Source organism: Nostoc sphaeroides, assembly GCF_003443655.1.
Classification (GTDB): Bacteria; Cyanobacteriota; Cyanobacteriia; order Cyanobacteriales; family Nostocaceae; genus Nostoc; species Nostoc sphaeroides.
Window position 1 is genome coordinate 6,400,678 of record NZ_CP031941.1, and the last position, 22,473, is coordinate 6,423,150.

At 41.1% G+C, this 22,473-nt stretch carries 19 protein-coding genes and 2 pseudogenes; 8 read left to right on the plus strand and 13 right to left on the minus strand.

Annotated elements, in window-relative coordinates; genetic code table 11:
• Positions 1-43: 43 nt before the first annotated feature.
• The 5 genes and pseudogenes from hpsN to glmM all read right to left on the minus strand — a co-directional run bounded on the left by hpsN (position 44) and on the right by glmM (position 7,009).
• Positions 44-1,024, minus strand: coding sequence for a hormogonium polysaccharide biosynthesis glycosyltransferase HpsN (hpsN, locus tag D1367_RS28550; RefSeq protein ID WP_118170543.1), 981 nt, complete (start codon positions 1,022-1,024; stop codon positions 44-46).
• 252 nt (positions 1,025-1,276) lie between these two features.
• Entirely contained in the window at positions 1,277-2,434 is a 1,158-nt protein-coding gene (locus D1367_RS28555) for a glycosyltransferase family 4 protein (protein WP_118170546.1), read from the minus strand.
• 11 nt (positions 2,435-2,445) lie between these two features.
• Positions 2,446-4,092 (minus strand): hormogonium polysaccharide biosynthesis protein HpsL, encoded by a 1,647-nt coding sequence (gene hpsL / locus D1367_RS28560; RefSeq protein ID WP_118170549.1) that lies wholly within the window; start codon positions 4,090-4,092, stop codon positions 2,446-2,448.
• Between the two features lie 66 nt (positions 4,093-4,158).
• The gene (locus D1367_RS28565) at positions 4,159-4,899 is read right to left on the minus strand and encodes a glycosyltransferase family 2 protein (protein WP_118170552.1); all 741 of its coding nucleotides are present in this window, start codon (positions 4,897-4,899) and stop codon (positions 4,159-4,161) included.
• A gap of 636 nt (positions 4,900-5,535) precedes the next feature.
• A pseudogene (gene glmM, locus D1367_RS28570) lies at positions 5,536-7,009 on the minus strand (phosphoglucosamine mutase).
• A 574-nt stretch (positions 7,010-7,583) separates the two neighbouring features.
• On the opposite strand from glmM, the gene D1367_RS28575 reads away from it, so the two are divergent.
• From D1367_RS28575 to D1367_RS28595, 5 genes are all read left to right on the plus strand, one after another.
• Positions 7,584-8,300: a biliverdin-producing heme oxygenase gene (locus D1367_RS28575; protein WP_118171682.1), complete on the plus strand. Its 717-nt coding sequence runs from the start codon at positions 7,584-7,586 to the stop codon at positions 8,298-8,300.
• Positions 8,301-8,998: 698 nt separating this feature from the next.
• On the plus strand, positions 8,999-9,349 hold the full coding sequence (locus D1367_RS28580) for a type II toxin-antitoxin system RelE/ParE family toxin (RefSeq protein WP_118170555.1): 351 nt from the start codon (positions 8,999-9,001) through the stop codon (positions 9,347-9,349).
• On the plus strand, positions 9,346-9,555 hold the full coding sequence (locus tag D1367_RS28585) for a hypothetical protein (RefSeq protein ID WP_244944971.1): 210 nt from the start codon (positions 9,346-9,348) through the stop codon (positions 9,553-9,555). The genes D1367_RS28580 and D1367_RS28585 overlap by 4 nt, the downstream gene beginning before the upstream one ends.
• Before the next feature lie 424 nt (positions 9,556-9,979).
• Positions 9,980-11,020 (plus strand): cobalamin biosynthesis protein CobW, encoded by a 1,041-nt coding sequence (cobW, locus tag D1367_RS28590; protein WP_118170558.1) that lies wholly within the window; start codon positions 9,980-9,982, stop codon positions 11,018-11,020.
• Between the two features lie 316 nt (positions 11,021-11,336).
• Positions 11,337-11,819: an ABA4-like family protein gene (locus tag D1367_RS28595; RefSeq protein WP_118170561.1), complete on the plus strand. Its 483-nt coding sequence runs from the start codon at positions 11,337-11,339 to the stop codon at positions 11,817-11,819.
• 359 nt (positions 11,820-12,178) lie between these two features.
• Here the strand turns inward: D1367_RS28595 and D1367_RS28600 are convergent, their stop codons facing one another.
• The 5 genes from D1367_RS28600 to D1367_RS28620 all read right to left on the minus strand — a co-directional run bounded on the left by D1367_RS28600 (position 12,179) and on the right by D1367_RS28620 (position 15,769).
• A complete protein-coding gene (locus D1367_RS28600; protein WP_118170564.1) occupies positions 12,179-12,394 on the minus strand; it encodes an acetyltransferase in 216 nt (71 codons plus the stop codon).
• Between the two features lie 280 nt (positions 12,395-12,674).
• Positions 12,675-12,983 (minus strand): DUF3181 family protein, encoded by a 309-nt coding sequence (locus tag D1367_RS28605; RefSeq protein WP_118170567.1) that lies wholly within the window; start codon positions 12,981-12,983, stop codon positions 12,675-12,677.
• 122 nt (positions 12,984-13,105) lie between these two features.
• Positions 13,106-13,363 (minus strand): hypothetical protein, encoded by a 258-nt coding sequence (locus tag D1367_RS28610; protein ID WP_118170570.1) that lies wholly within the window; start codon positions 13,361-13,363, stop codon positions 13,106-13,108.
• 182 nt (positions 13,364-13,545) lie between these two features.
• Positions 13,546-14,166, minus strand: a complete 621-nt coding sequence (locus D1367_RS28615) for a pentapeptide repeat-containing protein (RefSeq protein WP_118170573.1) — start codon at positions 14,164-14,166, stop codon at positions 13,546-13,548.
• 640 nt (positions 14,167-14,806) lie between these two features.
• Positions 14,807-15,769, minus strand: a complete 963-nt coding sequence (locus tag D1367_RS28620; protein ID WP_118170575.1) for an orange carotenoid protein N-terminal domain-containing protein — start codon at positions 15,767-15,769, stop codon at positions 14,807-14,809.
• Between the two features lie 50 nt (positions 15,770-15,819).
• On the opposite strand from D1367_RS28620, the gene D1367_RS31935 reads away from it, so the two are divergent.
• The 3 genes and pseudogenes from D1367_RS31935 (at position 15,820) to D1367_RS31440 (ending at position 17,099) form a co-directional block, all read left to right on the plus strand.
• On the plus strand, positions 15,820-15,969 hold the full coding sequence (locus D1367_RS31935) for a hypothetical protein (protein ID WP_220450988.1): 150 nt from the start codon (positions 15,820-15,822) through the stop codon (positions 15,967-15,969).
• A gap of 755 nt (positions 15,970-16,724) precedes the next feature.
• Positions 16,725-16,877: pseudogene (locus D1367_RS32520) on the plus strand (high light inducible protein); the annotation flags it as partial.
• A gap of 63 nt (positions 16,878-16,940) precedes the next feature.
• Entirely contained in the window at positions 16,941-17,099 is a 159-nt protein-coding gene (locus tag D1367_RS31440; RefSeq protein ID WP_181984994.1) for a hypothetical protein, read from the plus strand.
• An 861-nt stretch (positions 17,100-17,960) separates the two neighbouring features.
• On the opposite strand, the gene trpE is transcribed toward D1367_RS31440, so the two are convergent.
• From trpE to D1367_RS28650, 3 genes are all read right to left on the minus strand, one after another.
• Positions 17,961-19,502 (minus strand): anthranilate synthase component I, encoded by a 1,542-nt coding sequence (gene trpE / locus D1367_RS28640; protein WP_118170586.1) that lies wholly within the window; start codon positions 19,500-19,502, stop codon positions 17,961-17,963.
• A 94-nt stretch (positions 19,503-19,596) separates the two neighbouring features.
• A complete protein-coding gene (locus D1367_RS28645) occupies positions 19,597-20,022 on the minus strand; it encodes a photosystem I reaction center subunit II PsaD (protein ID WP_118170590.1) in 426 nt (141 codons plus the stop codon).
• Positions 20,023-20,193: 171 nt separating this feature from the next.
• Positions 20,194-22,203, minus strand: a complete 2,010-nt coding sequence (locus tag D1367_RS28650; RefSeq protein ID WP_118170594.1) for a DICT sensory domain-containing protein — start codon at positions 22,201-22,203, stop codon at positions 20,194-20,196.
• Positions 22,204-22,473 lie beyond the last annotated feature (270 nt).

Here is a 22,473-nt window from a genome sequence, read left to right on the forward strand (position 1 = left end):
GTTATTCACTAATGACTAATGACCAATGACAAATGACTAATAACTAAACCAGTTCATCCAATCGGCTGTAAATTTGACCATCGTTCCAAAGTGATTGAATGACAGTACCCAAGGCTTTGAAAAAACCCAAAGTGTAGAAAATAGCGCGAGTAGCAATTTTGATAGGGGAACCACTTTTGTTACAAGGTGGGTGTCCGAGAACGTGACAGTCAAATAAACGGGCGTATAAGCGTAAAGCTTGAGTAGCAGTGAGGTTTTTCAGCCCTAGTAGGAAATGGTTGTGGTAGAAGGTGAGTTGATATTTGAGCGATCGCATACTAATATCATGACAACCCCCTGTTTCTTCGCCTAAATGCACTAAATGGGCCTCTGGGTCGTACCAAATTTTATACCCCGTCTGTCGCACCCGCAAACAAAAATCTGACTCTTCGCGCACAGCACTACCGCGAAACCTCTCATCAAACCTCAGTCCGTACTTAGTAAAAATTTCGCGGCGAAATGACATATTGCAACCCCTCGCTGTCAGTACTTGCTGAGGTTTGATGGTATGTACTAAATCAATATGATACCAAGCAATTCCTGGATCCATAGCTTGGGGAGGCAAATATTCAATCTGTAAATCTCCTCCAGAATCACCTAATTTCATTCTGTCAAATACCCGACCGGCTACAGCCCCCACTTCTGGGTTTTGTAAATAATTTTTCGCATGGGCTGTTAACAATTCTGGGGTTAGCTGAACATCATCATCAATAAATAATATTATTTCACCAGATGACCGCCGCACAGCATAATTTCGCGCCCCTGGCAAACTTGCCCAATCCAAGCGCAACCATTTAATTTTACCTGCCCCCGCCATCTCTTCTAAGTAGGCTTGAATTTCTGGTTGGTGTTTTGGGGTTTGGTCTACCACTAAAACTTCAAAATTTGGATAGTCTTGTTTCAGGATATCTACAATGCTATCCCGTAGGGCTTCCTCTCGACCATAGGTCGGGATAACCACAGTAATTAATGGCCAATTATTCATGATTTTTATTAAGTAATTTTGCTACTTCGATAATAACCTTATCGAAACAGAATTCAGAAGTCAGTAGTCACAATAGAGTTCGATATTCTGTATGACACTTCGACAGGCTCAGTGCATCGCTGGCGGATGAATAAGCGGCGTTTTTGCACCCCCACTAAATATGCAGATTTAAGTAGAGCAGCGTAAATAATTAAAGGTTCGTAGTGAGGACTTTAGTCCTCAAATTTTGACTTCTGACTTCTGAATTTTTCTTCAAACTCCCGCAGCTGCTGCATAAAGATCATCAAATAACTCATTTTGCTTTTCAGAGTTATGCACAATTTGCGCTTGAGCTAACGCTCCTGCACTTAAAAATTCGTAATGTTCTCGTTTATCACTTCTATCAAGAAATTGAATGATTTGTTGCAATGCTTGCTCTGCCAAATCATCATAAGTGCTATTTAAAATTTTCCAATATTCATTAGTTTTAGTTTTCTCTCCATGCAACCAATTACTCCAGTGTCTAACTTCATTAATTGGTAACTCTAAAATATAGCCATTTTCGCCATGACGAATAAACTCTGGTAAGGCGCATACATTTGTTGTAATTGCAGGAGTTGCAACTGAAAAACCTTCGATGATACTATAGCCATAAGTATCATGTAATGTCGCCATTAATTGAAAATGACTTTGCGATAATAACTCAATCACTTTTTCATTAGGAATACTTTTATGAAAGACAACGTTATTTAAATTCAATAACTTTAAATCCTCTATATAGTTGGTGCGATCGGGGAAATCAGTCGGAACTCCTGAACCATGCGCCAGTTCTGAAATTATATGTAAAGTAATAGGTAAACCTAATTTTTCGGCTTTTTTAGCGAGTCTTAAAGCAACAATTCCGCCTTTGCGGGCAATGTGATTTCCTATAAATACAAGCTGGAGATTTTGCTGTTGCTGATAAAGCTTTGATTGGTTAACCCTGACTGGAAAATTTGGATGAATTACATCTAATTTCTTACTTAATTGTGGTTCTATATGCCAACCTTTGATCCGGTTAATTAATCTCAATTTTGCATAATCAGAAATAGCAATAATTTTTTGGCAATTATCTAGGGCTAAACGATTATTTAATAAATCAAAAATTGCAGCTTCACCTTGATTTTGAGGATTTCTATATAAAACACGATGATCCTCAAAGGTGATAAACCAAGGTTTGTTTGTATATAAAATTTTGTTGAAAGAATGAATAGCTTGGTATCCTCCCCATATAGGTTGCCAGGCCATAAAGCTGCCTAAAGGATACCAAATTTTTTCTATAGGATATCTACCTGCGGGGAAAGGCTTGGGGCGGATAAGTGTATGCCGTGAATTTCGAGGTAGGTTTGGAATGCTGAGGTGTTTTTGACCTCCTATGATAACTTTTGCCATTTTTATTTCATTTAAATTGTTTTTAGACGTTTTTTCTGGTTTTTTAGCTGAGGATTGGCATCTTCTATATCTTGTTTCTCCAGTTCTGGCAATTTAAAAAGAACTCCTGCATAAAACCAATAATAGACAGCAACTGGATCAACATCCAAAGGATAGTAGTAGGTGTTATAGCTAATAAACAATATAAACACCCACAAAGCTGCTCCGTAACTGCGGAAATTACGGTTCTTTATGGAGCGATAGGTTTTAAAGCCAATAATTGTTAAACTTGTTACCAAAGCCAGAAAAGCTAGCACTCCAAAAATTCCAACTTCAAAAAGTACTTTGGGGTAGTAGGTTTCCACCAGCTTAGTTTTACCCATGACGCGGGCAGAGTTAGTTGCTCGACCTAAGCCACTTCCCAGTGGGCCGTCTACGTTTTTCCAATTTTCTTCAAATTGCTGGACGATAAAATCTTGAGGTGGTGAAGCCTCCCATCGACCTGTAAAACTCTCGGTTCTCTGTTGCACGACATCTGGGTTAGTCACCATTGCTATTCCCAGAACTAGGGCAAGTCCTATCCCTATGGGAATAAATCGTTTCAGGTTGCCAATTTGACCAGTAAGCAATAGCAAAATTCCGAAGCAGGTTGGTACCAAAGCTAAGGCGATTCTTTGTCCAGAGATGACAGCATTGATAAAGACTGTTACTAAAGAACCTAAACCGATGAGTCGCCATATTGGGGAAGGATCAGTGAAGCCGGTGGCAAAGGTAAAAAAGGTGCTGGAAATTAAGAACCATGCCCACTGCCAAGGGGCTACAAATGTCCCTGGTAGCCGAATGACTCCTTCTTCGGGACTATATAAGAGCGCTCCACCAAAATAACACCGGGCTTCTAGTGATGTGACAAATAGGGCATTTCCTTCAAGACCTCTGGTGCCTTGACATACACCAGTTAGTAGTAACAGGTATTGAATAAATCCCAGCACACAGCAAATCAGTATTAGGACAATCTGGAGGCGCGATAAAAATAGAAAATCTCGCTTATCTCGAATTAGATAGTAGGCACAACCAATCAAGGGGACATAGCCTAAAAATACTTTCAGTCCCAGAATTCCCATAGCTAATGGTATTTCTTTGGTTGCTTTTTCCAATAATCCGACGCTAGGCGGGTTAAACTGCTGTCCACCATTAATAAATAACAGCGTTAGCAGACTACAACCCAAGACAATATAAAGTGGGGTTTTAATGCCTTGGGGGATAATTATAGGTAGCCCCTGTTTACGGCAAGTCTGCCAAAGTCCAATTAGGGCTGGAACATAAAAGGCATCTTTAGCTAATTGGAGTATGGGACTATTGCCCAAGTAGTAAGTGATAGTACCCCCAATAGGTACGTAGATGATGAAGGCATATAGCGCTTGGCGCGGGTATTTGTAGGAAAGGGATATGATGAATATCCCTAAGACGCCAGGGACTGCTACTTTAATTCCACCTACGAAAAAAAGTATAATGCCGACTAAAACACTACCAAAGGTGGCGGTGGTAAGTAAGCTAATGAGTTCTTTACGTGCTTGGGCTGCTTTGCGCTTTTGGGCTAACTGTTCTTTGAGGCTAAGAGTAGGAGTTTCTTTTTCAGCCTGTTTTTTTGATTTTTTATTTTTTGACTTGGATTTCGGCATAGTGGCGCTGTAGCCTATCAGCCTTAAAAAACAATCTATAGCTTACATACAAATGGATTAAAATGGCTATAGCGTGTACAAGCCAAATTCATCTTTAACTGATTGAGTTAGAGATTTTCGATCAAAAATATTAAAGTTTAACTTCATTGAACCGTAAAAAAGATTTTCTCCTGTTTCTACAATGTAAACTGCTCCGGGAAATGGTAATGGTTCAATAGGTTTAGCTTTGTTTTCTAATACGCCTCTAACTTTACCGTGGTCTATATAATATTTGTAGTATCCATAGCCCCGATTATATTCGGCGTTTTCTGGTAAGAAATTTAAGTCATATCGGATAATATTGGATGTGCCGCACATTGAATAGAAATTTTTTCTTTTAATATATATATATTTACTACCTTCTTTATATTTATAACCTTTATTGATAAACCATCCATTAGAGTTAGGATGTTGCTTAATAAATGCGGCTAAGTTTTTACTGATGCAATCATCTGCATCAACTGCCATAGTGTGAGTTGGAGAAAATTGATGAGCATACATTAATCCCTTCAATATTTTTCGCCCTTTATCTGTGTCTCCTCTAGCTATAGGGTTTGTCTCGTTGGGGGGAGGAAAATCAACTGTAATGTACGTAATTTGGGGATGATTAAATTCTATTTTTGGCTGTTCATGGCAAACGACAATAGCGTGAAAATCAGGAGAGATTTGATTGCAAATTGATTTGATGCATCTTTCAAATGATTGGGTGACACGCTCCCAGGAGTTGGAAACTTGCGGACTTTTCAGTGGGATAACAAAAACAAGCATTTTATTACCTTATAGAAGATATAGTGCTTCTCTGTTGAGTGTAATACAGACCTAACCCCCAGCCCCTTCCCTGCAAGGGAAGGGGAGTAAGATTTAACAGTTATCAGTTATCAGTTAAAAATTCATAACTGTTCACTGTTCACTGTTCACTGTTCACTGATTTTAAATCCCCGCACTGAAACCGTGATAACTGATAACTGAAAATTATATACCTCTTTTTTTTCTTCCCTTTGCGCCCTTAGCGTACTTTGCGTTCGTTTTAAAATTTTATATTTTTCACCAATCAAATAGGACTGCTATATAAGGCAATACAGTTCAGTTAAGCCCAAAAACCTTGGTAAAGACGCGAAATTTCGCGTCTCTACAGGTCTAAAATTAGTACCAAAAATCCTTAGCTGAACCGTATTGCTATATAAGGAGGTTTACAATAGTACCTAAAAGTGCAATTGCAAATACTAAATTTTCCGCAAATGGCCAAGGCTGGTTAATTTGCAGAAGCTGTGATGACGAAAAAGTTGCACTTTTGAAAGGTGAGATAGTAGCTAATCCCTTTCTGGCAAAGACTACTTAATTTAATGAACCATGAAGACACGAAGAACAGAAAATTAAGTAATCTTACACGGTGAGGAGAGTAACTTAGACTGCTATGTGTTGCTGGACTTTTGAAACTAATTCATTTGTCCAGTAGCTGGTGAGTTCAGCATTGGCAGCTTCTACCATAACCCTGATCACTGGTTCTGTACCAGAGGCGCGAACCAAAATTCTGCCGGAATCACCCATTGCAGCTTCAGCAAGAGCGATTCGCTTGTTGCACAGGTTGGCAATCTTGCCATCCTAAACGGCGATCGCGATCTACAACTCGCACGTTCCGCAATAATTGTGGATAGGTCTGGAAGCTTTGATCTACTAATTCGCTAAGGGAAACACCCGCCTCTCTCACCAAAGCTGCTATATGTAATGCTGTTAACAAGCCATCTCCAGTAACAGCATAATGACGGCAAAGGATATGACCTGATTGTTCGCCGCCTAGCATTCCCCCAGTTCGCTGCATTTCGGCTTGCACATATTGGTCGCCGACTGCGGTACGAATTAAGTTACCCCCAATTTTTTGCCAAGCTTTCTCAAAGCCTAAGTTAGCCATGACTGTAGATACAATCAGGTTGTCTGGCAGTTGGTGGTTTTGTTGTAAGTGGCGTCCCCATAGGTAGAGAATGTAATCGCCGTTAACTTGCCTGCCTGTATTGTCTACTGCTAAGACGCGATCGGCATCACCATCGAAGGCAAAGCCAATGTCGGCGTTGTGTTCTTGGACTGTGGCGGCAAGAATATCTAGGTGGGTGGAACCGCAATTAACGTTAATGCGATCGCCATCTGCTTCATTATGTAAGCAGATTACCTCTGCCCCCATTTCTGTAAATACTGATGGTGCTAATCCTACTGCTGCTCCCCATGCCAAGTCTAAAACAATCTTCATTCCCTGAAGATTGAGGGCACCGTTTAAGGGTTTTTTCAGCGCCTCGCCATAATGCCCCACTAACTCCAAACGTGAGTAATGCCGTCCACAATTACTAACTTTAGCGATCGGTGATATCTTGCCACGCAGTCCCGCTTCAATTTCTGCCTGCAATATTTGCGGTAACTTGCCACCATTGGCACCAAAAATCTTAATCCCGTTGTCTTCTGGGGGATTGTGGCTGGCAGAAATCATCACTCCACCGATGGCATCACTGATGCTGGTGAGATAGGCTATGCAAGGAGTGGGACATAATCCCAAATACCAAACCTCTAATCCTGCTGCTGTTAACCCTGCACTCAAAGCCATTGCCAGCATATCACTGGAGTTTCTAGAGTCCTGTCCGAGAATGATTGGCCCGACTTGAGTAGCATGGTTACGTAAAACAATCCCCGTCCAAAAACCAACTTGTAATGCTAGGGGCGCACTTAGTAATTCTCCGACTCGTCCGCGAATCCCATCTGTACCAAATAAGGGATTTGCTGGTAATGGAATTAAATTCAGTGCAAAACTGCTCTCAATCCCTTTGCCCAATGCATCAACTTCCGAAGCAGAACCGCCAGGAATGCCTGGTGTCCGAGTTATAGATGAAACCATATTTTTAAACACTCCACACAATCACACAGAAAAATAGCACTTAAGACTTTATTAAGCAATTTCGACATGCTTTTTATCTTTAGAAATTCATTCTAAATCAAGCTCCTATTACGTAGTATTACGTAATTTATGCCTCTGTTATTGTAAATCTTTCATGAAGTCAGTATTGATTTTTACGTTATCAGTAAAGTCTCCATATTTTAGCTGATTATTCCTTTTATGCCTTTAACTTTAGGTTTGATTTTTATCTGTATTAGTTCACACTTTGCAATGCTACTAACCAAGAACTACTTATAATAAATACTACCCGTATTTTATGAAAATTCTTTTTCAGGAAAGCTGAGGATGAAAGCGAAATTTAGCTAATACGAACAAAAATCTCAAAATGCTAGAATATAAAATTATATTTACTGACTATGTTTTTTGTGTAAAAAATTACAAAATTCTCATAGCTTAAAAAATTTTAATATAAATTCTCATCAAATAGTTTTAAGGTAACGTTTTAATGGCTTTTTTAGCCGTTAGTGAATTAAAACTTCGGCAGTTAACTTTATTAAAAGTTGAGAAATTTAGCATGAGCAGCAATTTAGCAACCAAATTACGTGTAGGCACTAAGAAAGCCCACACGATGGCAGAAAATGTAGGTTTTGTCAAGTGCTTTTTAAGAGGAGTAGTCGAGAAAAACTCTTACCGGAAACTTGTTGCTAATTTCTACTTCGTTTACTCAGCGATGGAAGAGGAAATCGAAAAACATCGCCAGCACCCAATTGTTTCTAAAATTAACTTTCCGCAGCTAAACCGCAAGTATACCTTAGAGCAAGACCTGAGTTATTACTTTGGTGCTAACTGGAGAGAGCAAATCAAGCTATCTCCCGCAGGTGAAGCTTATGTACAGCGCATCCGAGAAATATCTGCCACAGAACCGGAACTGTTAATCGCTCATTCATATACTCGTTACTTGGGTGACTTATCTGGGGGACAAATTCTCAAAAATATTGCTGTAACGGCAATGAATTTGTCTGATGGGCAAGGAACAGCCTTTTATGAGTTTCCTGAGATTCCTGATGAGAAGGCATTCAAAGCCAAATATCGGCAAATTGTGGATGAATTACCTCTTGATGATGCTACCAGCGATCGCATCGTTGATGAAGCTAACGCTGCTTTTGGCGTAAATATGAAGATGTTTCAGGAATTGGAAGGCAATTTGATCAAGGCGATCGGGGTAATGGTGTTCAACAGCCTCACACGCCGACGGACACGCGGCAGTACTGAACTCGTTACTGCTGAGTAACTGTGTTGAGATTGCGGAGCAATACGCTTGGGTTAAGGCTAAAACTCTGTTATCCAAGTCAATTTTTTAACGAACCGCCAAGACGCAGAGGACGCAGAGAGAAGAAAGAGAAGGAAAAAATTGCTTAACTGAACTGTATTGGATTGCGGAGTATGGTGTGTGGAGTCATAAGTTCAGATAGGCTGATGAAGGATAATTCATAGCTGTTTCTGGGGAAAGAGCGATTGATGCTCAAAATATTTAGGGGCAATAGCCTTGTGACTGCTTTTTATTCGTGAAAGCAAGCATGGGGAGATTGCCCCTCAATTATTGTTAATAGTTAGCAGTTAGTTATTAATATCAATGTTTTGAGGTTTTGCATAAATTTTTAACTTACAGCAGAGTTAAAGAGGGCGAATGCACGCGATCGCACTTATGGGTTTATCTGAGGTAGGCAACTGAGTGATCTTTCCTACTTTCCCACTGCTGACTCCATCGACCCTGGCTTGACCGCATTGGGTGTTGGGGATTGGGGCGATCGCCCTTAGAGTAAATAGGTGAAAAGTAACTTATGTCTACTGTTGACTATTAGTACCAAAAAAGGTACAAAAGTAATGTGATGTCAAATTAATATCAAATTGATCTAATTAAACATAGCTCTGTAAAGCTACAATATGTGCTTTTGCAGGTTTATGTGTTTTTAGAGAAATTTGATATAGATGGAAGAAAAACGAATTCCTGCACAGTTCTATCAAAACGAAAATGGTACAGAACCTGTTCGTGATTGGTTAAAGGACTTAGACAAAGAAGACCGAAAATTAATTGGTGCTGATATTAAAACAGTAGAAATTGGATGGCCAATTGGGATGCCAACTTGCCGTCCAATGGGTAAAGGTCTATTTGAGGTACGTACAAATTTACCTCAAGGTCGAAAAGCTCGTGTGTTGTTTTGCATTTATGACGAAAAAATGATTCTTCTCAATGGGTTTATCAAAAAAACTCAGAAAACTCCACAAAAAGAATTGGAGTTAGCCTTAGAACGCAAGCAAAAACTGGAGGCGCAAAGATGAACAAAAATCCACATATTGGTTCTTCTCTTGATGACCTTCTTGAAGAAGAAGGGACACTTGAAGAAATTAACCTGATTGCTGCTAAACGTGTTATTGCATGGCAGATTAGCAAAGCAATGGAAGAAAAAAAGTTGAATAAGGCAGCAATGGCAAAAGAGATGAATACTAGCAGATCATCTCTTGAATCGGCTGTTAGACCCCAATAACTCATCTGTATCCTTAGACACCATTGATCGTGCTGCCAGAGTGGTTGGTAAACGGATACGTTTTGAATTGGTGGATGCAATGTAGGCATAATTCAGCATCACCTATCTTCTTAACCCATCTCTGATGAGATGGGTTAAATTTTGCCCGTCATGTCTTTTCCACACTCGCCCTTCCTCGGTCAAGCAAATTCTGACTAATTGGAACTATATCAATTGAAGTTCTTGAAATTTAAGGACTTCAAACCCTTGTTGTACCGGATTAAATTGCTGTATCAAATAGGCTATTGCTGTGCCCCTACGCCGCGGGTCTATTTACCTGAAAATAGCTGTAAAATAACTAAGTCAATCTTCAAACCAAGCTTAATCTCAGTATTTAAGTTTGTAACCCGTAAAACTTACCATACTGAGTAAATCAGGCAAAAATATGGCTACGAAAATTCCTGTCACAGTAATTACAGGCTTCTTAGGTAGTGGAAAAACCAGCCTAATTCGCCACCTGCTACAAAACAATCAAGGACGCCGCATTGCCGTTTTAGTCAATGAATTTGGCGAACTCGGTATTGATGGCGAATTGTTAAAATCCTGTCAAATTTGTCCCGAAGATGGCGAGGGCGACACTAATATCTTTGAATTAACTAACGGCTGCTTATGCTGCACCGTGCAGGAAGAGTTTTACCCGATGATGCAAGAGTTAATCAAGCGGCGGGATAGCATCGACTGCATTTTGATTGAAACCTCTGGTTTAGCCTTGCCAAAACCACTAATAAAGGCTTTTCGTTGGCAAGAAATTCGCAATGCGGCTACTGTGGATGCTGTAATTACCGTGGTAGATTGTGCGGCGGTAGCGGCGGGGACATTTGCTAGTGATCTAGAGGCGATCGCAGCCCAGCGCCAAGCAGATGATAGTCTAGAACACGAAACACCTTTACAAGAACTGTTTGAAGACCAACTTGCTTGTGCAGACTTAGTGGTGTTAAATAAAATTGATTTGGTAGATGCCGAGACAAAAGCCAGAGTTGAGGAATTGATTAAGCAAGAATTGCCCAGAGTGGTGAAGATTGTTGAGAGCAATGGTTCTCAACTAGACGCATCTATATTATTAGGATTCCAAGCCGCAGTCGAAGATAATTTAGATTCTCGTCCTAGTCATCACGATACCGAAGAAGACCACAATCACGACGAAGAAATTACCTCAACTAATTTAATTTTGGATCGTACCTTTGACCCAGAAAAGCTGCAACAGCAGTTAGAGAAATTAGCACAACAACAAGAAATTTACCGGATTAAAGGCTTTGTGGCAGTGCCAAATAAATCCATGCGCCTAGTGATGCAAGGCGTGGGAACCCGATTTGATAAATTTTACGATCGCCCCTGGAAACCCGAAGAGTCCCGACAAACGCGTTTAGTTTTCATAGGACGTGATTTGAAGTCTTCAGAAATCGAATCACAACTTGTAGCTTTATGAGTTAGGAGTTAGGAGTTAGGAGTTAGGAATAATTAGTACACTGTGGGGGAAGTTTGCCTACCTTTAACAAGGGAATTTTGCCCTTTGCCTATCTATCGATTATTACGAGGCTTAGAGCAACTTATAATGGTAAATTTATTCCCCTATTATGTATTAGTTGATTTAAAATAAAAACAATACTAATAACTTAAAGTTCCTAATTTTTTACTTTTAATAACTCCTAACTATTGTACAGACGCCATTAATCGCCTCTCTATTGTACAGACGCGATTAATCGCGTCTCTCCTTAAACCCTCAATCTTCATTTGATAAAACTATGACCATCTCTCAACTATTTAACGTTGCCAATCTTTTCGTATTGCCTTTTTGGGCGTTGATGATTTTATTGCCAAATTGGAAAGTTACACGGCAGATTATGTCATCATATCTGCCCTTTGTGATTTTAGCTGGGGCGTATGTGTATTTGTTTATCAACAGCATTACACCAGAAAATGCCCAAGCTTTATCGAATCCCCAATTAGCCGATATCGCTAAATTTTTTACAGATGAAACGGCTGCTGCAACGGGTTGGATTCATTTTTTAGTGATGGATTTATTCGTCGGGCGATGGATTTATTGGGAAGGACAAAAAACAGGTATTTGGACAATTCACTCCCTTGCACTGTGTTTGTTTGCTGGCCCTATGGGATTACTGTCTCACATCTTGACTGACTGGATTACTAAGACATTTTTCCCTCAATTTCAGCAGAATGAAACGGTGACGGTAGGAGAAAAAGCTGCATCATCATCTGGAACATAGTTATATATCAATACGCTTGGGTTAAGCCAGAAAAATAAATTTGCGTAGGTTGGGTTGAGGAACAAAACCCAACATTTTCGGGCATTTGTTGGGTAACACTAAAGTTCAACCCAACCTACAATTATCCTTAACTGAACTGTATTGAGTTATATATAGCAATCATAAATTCTTTGTGAAAAGCCAGATCCCCGGCTTATTAAAGAAGCCGGGGATCTGTAGATTGATAATTAGGAAATCAGTTTGCTTTTAAGCTAATTAGCATTCAAGTTGCACAAAAGCAGGGCTGGAGCCGCTTGCTACAAACAAATCACTCTGAAAATTACTACATGAACCGTCGAACTCAAGTGACTTGAAAATAATTAACCGTTGTCGTGTCTATAGTCAGCATCTAACCAACAGCGTGGTAGAACTTCACCTGAAGGAAAAACGAGATTTTCTTTTTTAAAACTTTCAGGTTGCTGTTCTTCTTGACCTTCTTGGTCTTTTCCGTGAACAACATCACTATTCGGATCAAGTAGTTCTTGAATTTCAACAATCTTTACCAATTCGCCACTATCTTTGACTTGTAAAAGCATAGAAATTGCCTCAATGAGTTTGCATGGAAGTTCAAAGCGAGTTTCAAGATAAACTCGCTCAAATCTAAACCGATTTTGAACGCGGAGATTCCTTAATTGTTAAAGGAAATTTTTATCAGATATCCACACATAAGTTACACGAGATTGATTTGTGTGTATCTGTGGAGTTCATTTTTATAAAATAGGCACTGCAAATAGATACCTAATCCAGAAGCTAAAATAGAATCAGGTAATGCTGATTAATAAAATTGTCCAACTAAGATAATTTTAGTTTTAGCGATTAGAAATCACGTTGATATTTTTCCAAAATATGTACTAAATTCACTTGGCATTGCAGGGGTAGAAAATCGATTAAAGGAACTTCACGTTTCCCGCCGCCAATTTTTATTGGAATCGATCCCAAGACTTGTAAAACTCGGTCTTCATTTACAGCGTTGGAAGTAATTAGGGGATACAGTTGCTCGGCAACAACTGTATGCAGTTTGGCATTAGATAAATAAAGATGCCATTTGGCAACGTCTATGTAGACGCTCTCGCCAATTTCAGCTGCTAGGGCTTCTAGTAGTTCTGTGGTGTTAGTCTTAGCCATAAAAATAACCCTACATTAAGAAGAAAAAGTGCTAAATTTCAGCCTTTTTTACATTATGGCTCAATTAACAGCCTAATCCTACTACCAGAGGTTACAATCGCCCCAGCATGAGTAATCCATCTTCAGGTGGATTTTGGTGGAGTTTCGGTGTAGTTAGCGATCGCACTAATATAAATCAGATGCACCAACACTATTCCTGTCCAACTTAAAGTCACCAAAGGCAGCCACTCCCAGGTAGTGCCTTTCAAGATGTGGAAAAACCACAAGCCAGAATTAATCGTAGCAGCGATCGCTACATGCACAGCAAAATTCATTCTGTCATCGATCTTGCGGTAATCAGGGTCTTTGCGATCGGGTTTGCGAGGCCAACGAGGAGGCATAAATATTTGTTACAGATTTAAATACACCCTATTTAGAGTAACTGAAAGTTTGGCAGATTTCAAAACCCTTCCTTCGACCGAAGCTTTCAACAGATATTATTCATCTGCGATCGCTCTTTGCTAATATCTCAAGTTGTGATTCTAAATTAAAGACTGAATTTTCAATTAGACCGCAGCGACGCTCAACCCACTTCAATTAAGCTTCGTTCAGGTAGGGTGACTCCGTTAATTAAGCAGTGGTGCAAATCGACCCCAGTTAAATCTACTTCCGTCAAATCAACGTAACTTAGATCAGTTTTGTACAAAATAGCTTTGACAAGACTAGCATGACTCAGGTCTGTATTGCTCAACTTTGCGCCAGTCAGGTTTGCACCATTGAGATTTGCCCCAGTCAAAAAAGCACCACTAAGGTTAGCATAGCGCAAATCTGCCCCAGCCAAGTTTGCATTACTGAGGTCAGCATCATGCAAGTCTGCTAAACGTAGGTCTGATTTTATTAGGGAAGCCTTACGCAAGTCCACCTTCCTAAGAGTTGCCCGTATCAGATTAGCAGCCTTGAGGTTTGCCAAAATTAGATTTGCTTCACTGAAGTCAGTTCTCCAGAGAACCGCCGCAGTCAAATTTGCTTCGCTCAGGTTTGCTTTGCTTAGGTTGGACTGTGATAAAGTCGCATTAGCCAAGTTAGCTCGATTCAAATTGATTCTAGCTAAACACATCTCGCTGAGGTTAACTAAGTGCAGGCTTACTTGAGGGAAATTTCTCTCTCCTGCACAATAGCGTTTGAGAAGTTCATCAGCATCCATACAGCCCGCCTCCCAAATCTCCATTTATCATTTGAAAATTACAGTATCTAATCGATAATTGCTGTAAATAGCTCTAATTCAGAGACTTTTAAAAACTCTGCGCCAACCTTAAAACTATTTAACAATCTTTTACAATATTGCCAATGAATCGGTTGCTTTCAACAGCGATCGCACAATGAAAATACCAAATAAGCCCTTATAAGGAAAATGCTGAAAACCCTTGAGGAACAGGCGCATAGCGCCGTATTCCGTACTTCAGGCAAGGGATGAAAGCTTTAGGCTTAAGTCATGTTAAAATAGTCTAATCAGTACAAGATTTAAAAACCTACCCCCGGACTGGGGGAAAGTCTACGCTAGAAATTCCTTGAGGAGATATCACTACGCACCTTGTGTGCAAACGTGGTGAGCCTGGGAACCTGTGTAAACAGGATATTAAGAGCGCAATCTCTTAATAATCTCCGTACCTTTAGGTCGGAGAGTGTCAATAAGTTTCTTTTGTTTAAGCATACCCAGGTGGCGATGTCTACGATGCGCTATTCGGCGTCGCTCCTTCCCTCATCCACGTTCACAGCTATTTTCAGTTAATTGAATCACAGTTTTTCGTAGGGGCACGGCAGTGCCGTGCCCTTAAAAGAGTGGTTTATTTACGTACTAGGTTGAGCAGTTCTTTCGGAGAAGCGAGCAAGTCAATTGCTACAAAAAAGATTTTGCCTTGGGGATCTATCAAAAACCGCCATGCAATATTCATCCCAACACTGGCACCGAACCAAGGGGTTTGGACTTTACCTGTGACTTTAACTTGTGTATAGCCATCTTCTACTGGCTCAGATATACCACGCTCTGGTATCATTTTCAATCCCTGGCATTCTTCACGCATATAAGCGCGGATTGCATCTTGACCAACAATCGGTCTTTCAAAGGGGGGTTGCAAGGCACCTTCAGAGCGAAACAGAGCAACCGCAGCATCAAAGTCATTGGCATTCATGTTGTTGATATAGCCCAACACCGTAGCGTTGTTGATACCCTCAATGGTGACTTTAGTCCGAAATGCTGGTGCAGTGGGAGGAGCCACAGGTTCTGAGACTTTTTTGTAACTACCGGGAGCGTTCGGGTCAAATCCCATGCTAATTACGGTATTGCGTAAAATTGTGATTTGTTGACCTGAATCAGCATTTCGGATGGCTTGCAACACATCAGCAGCCTTAGAAGAAAGCTTGTAGCCTTCTGGGATCGGAGCAACGATTCCCTGCGCCATCCATTCTCCTAACTGATACCAGAAGCCCAATTTGATGTTTACGGTGAAGGATGCATAGGAACGGCAAAGGGGAGTGTCAGCACGGTTAGCCAGATCGTACATGACTTGCGTTTGAGCCTCAAAAGGCATCTGCTTTATTTGTTCAAGTAAGCCTTGTGCAAGGATCATGTTAGCTGCGCCTGGAGCAGCAACCGTAATACTTCTACCCATCTCGGTATAGGCAAACCAGAGTAATGCTAGTTGATCTTCAGCATTGAGCTGAGAGAATGATTCGACAACAGTTGGAACAATGTCAGCAACTAGGGTGCCTGGAAAAATACTTTGAGCCGACTGGATGGTAAAAGACATAGCAGATGTTCCCAAAAGAAAATTACAGTTCTATCGTATGTGAAAATCAAATGTGCAAATACGGAAGCGAAATGCGTTTAGCTGTTAACAAAGGCACTCAGCAGTCTTGGCGTAGACATCGCTTTACCAAAGGCATAGCGATTCATCTTGCCTATGAGTTTAGATACTCAGCAAAGCAGATTGCAGGCTCAACTGCATAGTTATCTAGAAAACCTTGATCAACAGTGGTTTAACGCATTTAGGTTGCTTTTGTATCTATATGTAAAGAAACATAACAAGTTCGTTACAAATAAGCAAGACTTCCTCAGTTATAAGTTAATAAATTCTGCTTATAGAAATATAAGTTTTGCTTAAAACAGAATATGCACAAAGCCAGCAATTGTGCATATTCACTTCCAAAAGTGTAGGCGTAGCCCGTCGTAGACATTGCACGTCTCTAGATGCATGAAATTTTGATAAACAATCTTTAGGGAACTCCAAAAAATAAATTATTCCACATTAAAGTCGTTGACTGTTGACTGAAAACTCGTGAACCGTCAACGGTCAACAGTGAACAATAGCAATGGAATATTTTTTTACTTGGAAGTCCCTTAACTGAAGCGATCGCGTCTTTTGGAGAAGCTAAATCTAGTCTTCTTGTGCGATCGCCCCTGTGCGTGTTCGAGCATCACAGCCCTTTTTAGGGAACTCCAAAAAATAAATTATTCCACTTAAAGTCGTTGACTGATGACTGTTGACTGTTGACTGAAAACTCGTGAACCGTCAACGGTCAACAGTGAACAATAGCAATGGAATATTTTTTTACTTGGAAGTCCCTTAGACATTGCCTACTTCTCGCACAAACCCAAAATACCCTACTTGCTTAGTACGGATATCACTACTTTTTTTATGTCAATTATTTGTAATAATTATTTACAATAATTTTTATCAATTTAAAAATAATAAAAAATGATACAAGGTTTCTGTTGATCAAACCCCACGGACAGGCTTCACCGAATAGACCGAAAAACTCAATGGGCGTTTGGCAATAATGATTGGTTTTGTCTCATTTATAGCTTTGGAAGTTTTCACCGGACAGGGTTTGATTGGATGGCTAACCAGCCTGTAGAGAGACACTTTAGATTTACGAATTTTCTTCAGTTGACAAATAAAACAATTTAGAGGCAAACTTATGAAAACTGATTTTGATTACCCCAGAAAAAATTTGATTGGATTAGTCGTTTTTAGACCTGATTTAAACAACTTTGATACCATTAATGGAAATCAAGCCTGGTCATTGTTTCTCACTGCCGATCAAGACGACAAAGGGCTGGTTTTCACTAACCTCTGAATCGCTATTGCGGTAACTGGAATTCTTTGGGCGATTTACTCAGCCAATTGGGACGATCAAGTTTGTTTATTTTTAGTGTGTAGTAACTTAAACTGGGGTCTTGGATTTGAATACCAGGACTTATTTTCGATACGTATAAAAAACTTTCTTTAGCTTTGGAAAAAGTTTGATGTTGATTGGATTTATGAAGCTTCCTAATTTGTCACGGTATTGTGGATATGTAGGTTTAGAAGTAGCACAAATTGTTTCTAAACATCTTGCAGTTCAAAGTAAAACCTATGTAATCCAAAATAGAAGGATATTGATAAATCAACTTTTAAAGTCTGGTCTAGATTCTCATACAGCAAGTCGAACTGTTACTGTACTTATATCAAGCCCGGTTTTACAATTAACGAATAAAAACCAGTGTGCAATTAATTAGCGAAAGTAACTATACAGGCAGACAAGGGGCGAAATCCCATTATGCACGCGATCGCCTGTAAGCTTGTGGGTACGGATATACTAACATTGCTATTTAATCACGATTTAGTATTACCCAGCAAAATTAATGGGACAGACCACTAGTGCTCTGTCTCATTAATTCTGATTGATTAGTTTGTTACCAAAACCCTGTAAAGACGCGAAATTTTGCGTCTCTACAACCCAGCAAAATTAATGGGACAGACTACTAGTGCTCTGTCTCATTAATTCTGATTGATTAGTTTGTTACCAAAACCCTGTAAAGACGCGAAATTTCGCGTCTCTACAACCCAGCAAAATTAATGGGACAGACCAGTAGTTTCCAGACCCCAACCGTTGTCGGGTTGGGGGAGAGGTTCTTGCAGAATAACTGAATTGGGCTATTAGTCTTCAAGGCCGAGTTCAACGCAAACAACGAATCGCCTCTAATAGACCTCTAGCTTTATTCAGCGTCTCTTCGTATTCTTTTTCTGGCTCAGAATCAGCCACCATACCTGCACCGGCTTGCACGCTTACCGTATTATCATGTACTACCATTGTACGAATTGCGATCGCAGTATTTAATTGCCCTTCAAAATCGTAATATCCATACACACCAGAATAAACACCCCGACGGCTAGACTCTAACTCGTGGATAATTTCCATCGCCCGAATTTTGGGTGCGCCGCTTACCGTACCTGCTGGGAAGCTAGCTTTCAATAAATCCCATGCTGTTTTACCAAGTGCTAATTTACCTACAACATTGCTGACTATGTGCATCACATGAGAGTAGCGCTCAACTACCATTAATTCATCAACTTTGACGCTACCATTTTCACAAACACGCCCCAAATCATTGCGCCCTAAATCTACAAGCATCACATGTTCGGCAACTTCTTTGGGATCTTCAAGTAAATCTTTCGCATAAGCTGCATCTTCTTGAGTAGTTTTACCCCGTGGACGCGTCCCGGCAATTGGGCGTACTGTTGCTATGACTCCACCATCTGAATCGGTTTCGGCTTTCACCATCACTTCAGGGCTGGAACCGATGATTTGCCAATTTTGGAAGTTAAAGTAAGCCATGTAAGGCGAAGGATTTATCTGACGTAGGGAGCGATAAAGGGCAAAGGGGTCGCCTGTGTATGCTGTTGATAGTCGCTGGGAAATTACTACTTGGAAGATATCGCCTGCTTTGATGTAGTCTTTGGCCTTTTGGACGCTGGCACAAAAATCAGGGCGGGTAAAGTTACTCTGATACTCCTCTGCTGCTTTGCGGCCTGGCTCCTCTGCTCCCCTGCTCCCTGGCGGTTTCCATTCCAAGCGAGTTTTTTCTGGCGATAGAGGCAGAGATAGCTTTTCGAGCATTTGGGTGACGCGATCGCACGCTTGTTGATATGCTGCGTGTAAAGACGTTACATCTAACGTCTCTACATTACGTAAATCAGCATAAGCGATCGCCCAAATTTTCCGCTTCACTTGGTCAAAAATCAATAGGTGGTCTACCTGCATCCACAACCCATCAGGGATATTTCGCTCATCTGGTGGATAAATTGGTACACGCGGCTCAATCCAGCGAATTAATTCATAGCCCCAAAACCCAAACAAACCGCCAATTCCTGGCGGTAGCTGTGGTAATTTAACTGGCTGAAAAGGTGATAAACATTCGGCTAAAGCTGTAAAAGGGTCGCCTGCAAAAACTACCTGTGAACCATCACGGTTTTTTTGGGTTGTGCGATCGCCCCTTGCTTCCAAAACCCACAGAGGATCGCAACCTACTAAACTATAGCGTCCCAGTTTTTCCCCACCTTCGATCGATTCCAACAAAAAGCTATAGGGCTGATCTGCACAGACTTTATACCAAGCAGATACGGGCGTATCTAGGTCTGCCACCCATTCTTGATATACCGGGACGAAATTGCCTTGTTGCGCTAGGGTGGAAAACTGGGAGAAATCCGGAAACATCATTATTTTTTAAAAGTAATTGGTAATTGGTAATGGGTAATGGGTTTTTAGTTACCAATTACCCATTACTAATTACCCATTAGCTACTAAAAGCTAGTTACGGAGCGTCGTAGGTAGTAACACCGCTAAACTTAACTTTAGAGGGGCTGGGGTTTTGTCCGATACGACGGTCTACATAACGCACTTTGTCACGACCTGGGTTAACCTTTTCAGGGAATACACCATCAGCTGGGTGAAGTAAAGTAGTTTCTCCGTTGGGTAGAATCCGGTAAACTTTGTAATCTGTAATTTTGAGTTTCCGGAGTTGCTGACCGCCCAAAAAGATTCCATATTCTTTACGAGCTATATACAGCAGGTTTTCACCTTGCCGCATAGTAGCAGCACCACCTGTAGGCAATTCAAAAACTTGCTCTTTCGGGCTAGTCCAAGTAATAGCGTACTTTTCTTCTACGTTTGCTTTTGTGAGCAAGCCACCGGTGCTGCCACCGTATAGTGGGGTTTGTCCAGAGAGTGTTTCTGCCATAGGTTGTTCTCTCAACGTTTTTAGGGAATCCTAACACCGCAACCAGGATCATATTGCGATCGCGTCATAGACTGTAACAGTTTTTAGTCATTTGTCCTTTGTTCTTTGTCATTTGTTAAAAACCAATGCCCCATGCTCAATGTCTAATGACTGATGACAAAGGACTAATACCTATTTACTCTTGACTTTTGTCCGCTTTTCCTCTTGGCTACCTTGAACAATCGGGATGGTGAAGTGAAACTGACTACCCTGGTCTTTGCCAGTTGACTCTGCCCAAATTTCCCCACCCCAGCCATTAACAATTTGACGGCAAATTGCTAAACCAAGTCCAGTCCCGCCGGTGGTGCGGCGCAGCGCTCCCTCTTCTTGATAGAAGCGGTCAAAAACTACTTCTAAACGATTTGGTTCAATGCCGCGTCCAGTGTCAGCCACGGTAACCTCGACCATTTGATGGCTGTTGTAAATCGCTTTAATGGTGATTTCTCCTTGGGGTGGCGTAAATTTATAGGCGTTGTCCATCAGTTTTGCCAGTACCTCTACTAGCCAATCACCGTCAGCTCTAACCAAAGGTAGGTTTTCGGCAATTTCGGTCTTGATTTTCGGCGGCTTTTCCGTTGAAGAACGCGTGCGATTGCGGCTGAGTGATAAATCTATACACTCTTGTAAGGTGAGGGATTCTGGATGCCATTCCACCCGACCGCTTTCCAAGTTGGAAAGTGTGAGGAAATCTTGTACCAATTTTCGCATCCGTTCTGAGTCGGAAAGAGCAGTGTTGAGCATGATTTGCTGCAACTCTAAAGGCATATCAGGCTCACTCGCAAGGCTTTCTAGGCACACTTGAATGGTAGATAGGGGGGTACGCAGTTCATGCCCCGTGATGGCTATGAGGTTGCTGCGGGTGCGGTCTAGGGCTTCTAACTGCTGGTTAAGTTCTTCTAGGTTGGCGTAAGCTTCCGCTTGGATGAGAGCTGCTCCCACTTGGGTGGCGATCGCTTCTACCAAATCCAATTCCCCAGGTTGGCACTCGTGTGGTGGCATTCGGCAATAGTGCAACTCTACGATGCCCAATAATCGCCCCTGATAGAATACTGGTTCCATCAACCAAGAACGAATGGCAAACTTTTTGGCGATCAAGGAGAGGGCTGGCGAATTATTAATACGAGGGTCATTTAACGTATCGCTAATACAAACCCCTTCGCGTTGTTGCACTATGTCCCGAAATAGAGAATTTTTCTCTAACTCCCAGGTTTGCCCACGAAGCGATAAAATGCCGGGATTCAAAAACTCGTGTTCAATTATGGCTTGGCTATCTGTGGCTTGAGCGCGGTAAATTAGACAGCGACAAGCTTCTAGGTGTTGCCCTAATTCTTGTGCTGCCACCTGGAGAACTTCGTGTGGATCGAGCGATCGCCGAATGGCTGTGCTAATGGAGTTGACTAATCGTTCTTTTCGTGCTTTGGCAGCAATTGAACGGTAGGCTTTGTGCAATTTGTACTGACTAGCTTGCAAGTAAGTTACTAAGCGCTGCACAAAGGGATCTGTATCGATGTCACAAGCATATTCGTTGATTTGTTCTGCTCCAGAGTGGCTTCGCGGCTCTCCTATACCAAACCTCTGACGTGCCTCCTCAATTTTACTTGCCAGTTCTGGTCTGTAAACTAAAATCCTGTCTAACAGCAATTCGGCTGCTTTGAGACTAACTCCCCTTTCCGATGTCCAAACTCCCTCAAATCTTCGCGCTGTGTCTATATCCAGATTAGGGCTTAGTTCCGGTACTTGCTTGTTTTTGGCAATAGAACCAAGGTTTTCCCGGCAAACTAGACAAGTAGCATAATTGTCTGCAATCACTACCAAATGCCACTCTTGACTTAAGCCATCCGTTGGCTCAAAAGCGACCTTTTCGTAGTATTCTGAACTGTTGACGAAATCCGTTTCAGGGGCAGCTAATACGTATATTTGGTTACTCCGCAACGCAAGTCGCTGGTAGCGATGAGCTTCTTGGCGGTAGAATCGCTCTCGCTGGAAACTAGCAATTACAAGGGGTTGTGCTAAAGTCGCAGCCAAAACTTGATCTTCCATCGCATGGGAGAGCGCCGTTAGTGAAGCCTTAAAATATAGCTGGGGCCGCAAGTATGCTAGGGACTTTAGCAGATCACTCAGCACAGAAGTCGAAATGCTCATGAATTATTGTTAAACGCTCAACCTCGACAAGATCAAAAGTCACAGCTGCATTGTACAAATTCCAAGGGACTCTCAAGTTAAATAGAGAGTTGCAATATGTAAAGAACGCGCTTAAGCACTTTCTGCCAAAGCAGGCGCAACACTTCGTTACCAATTAGGAGGAGTACAACTTGATTTGTTGATTGACAACCTACTACGCCCAATATACATTCTCGACCAACTTTGAAATATGCTTGCACAACTAAAATATTTCCAGACTAAGTACCAAAT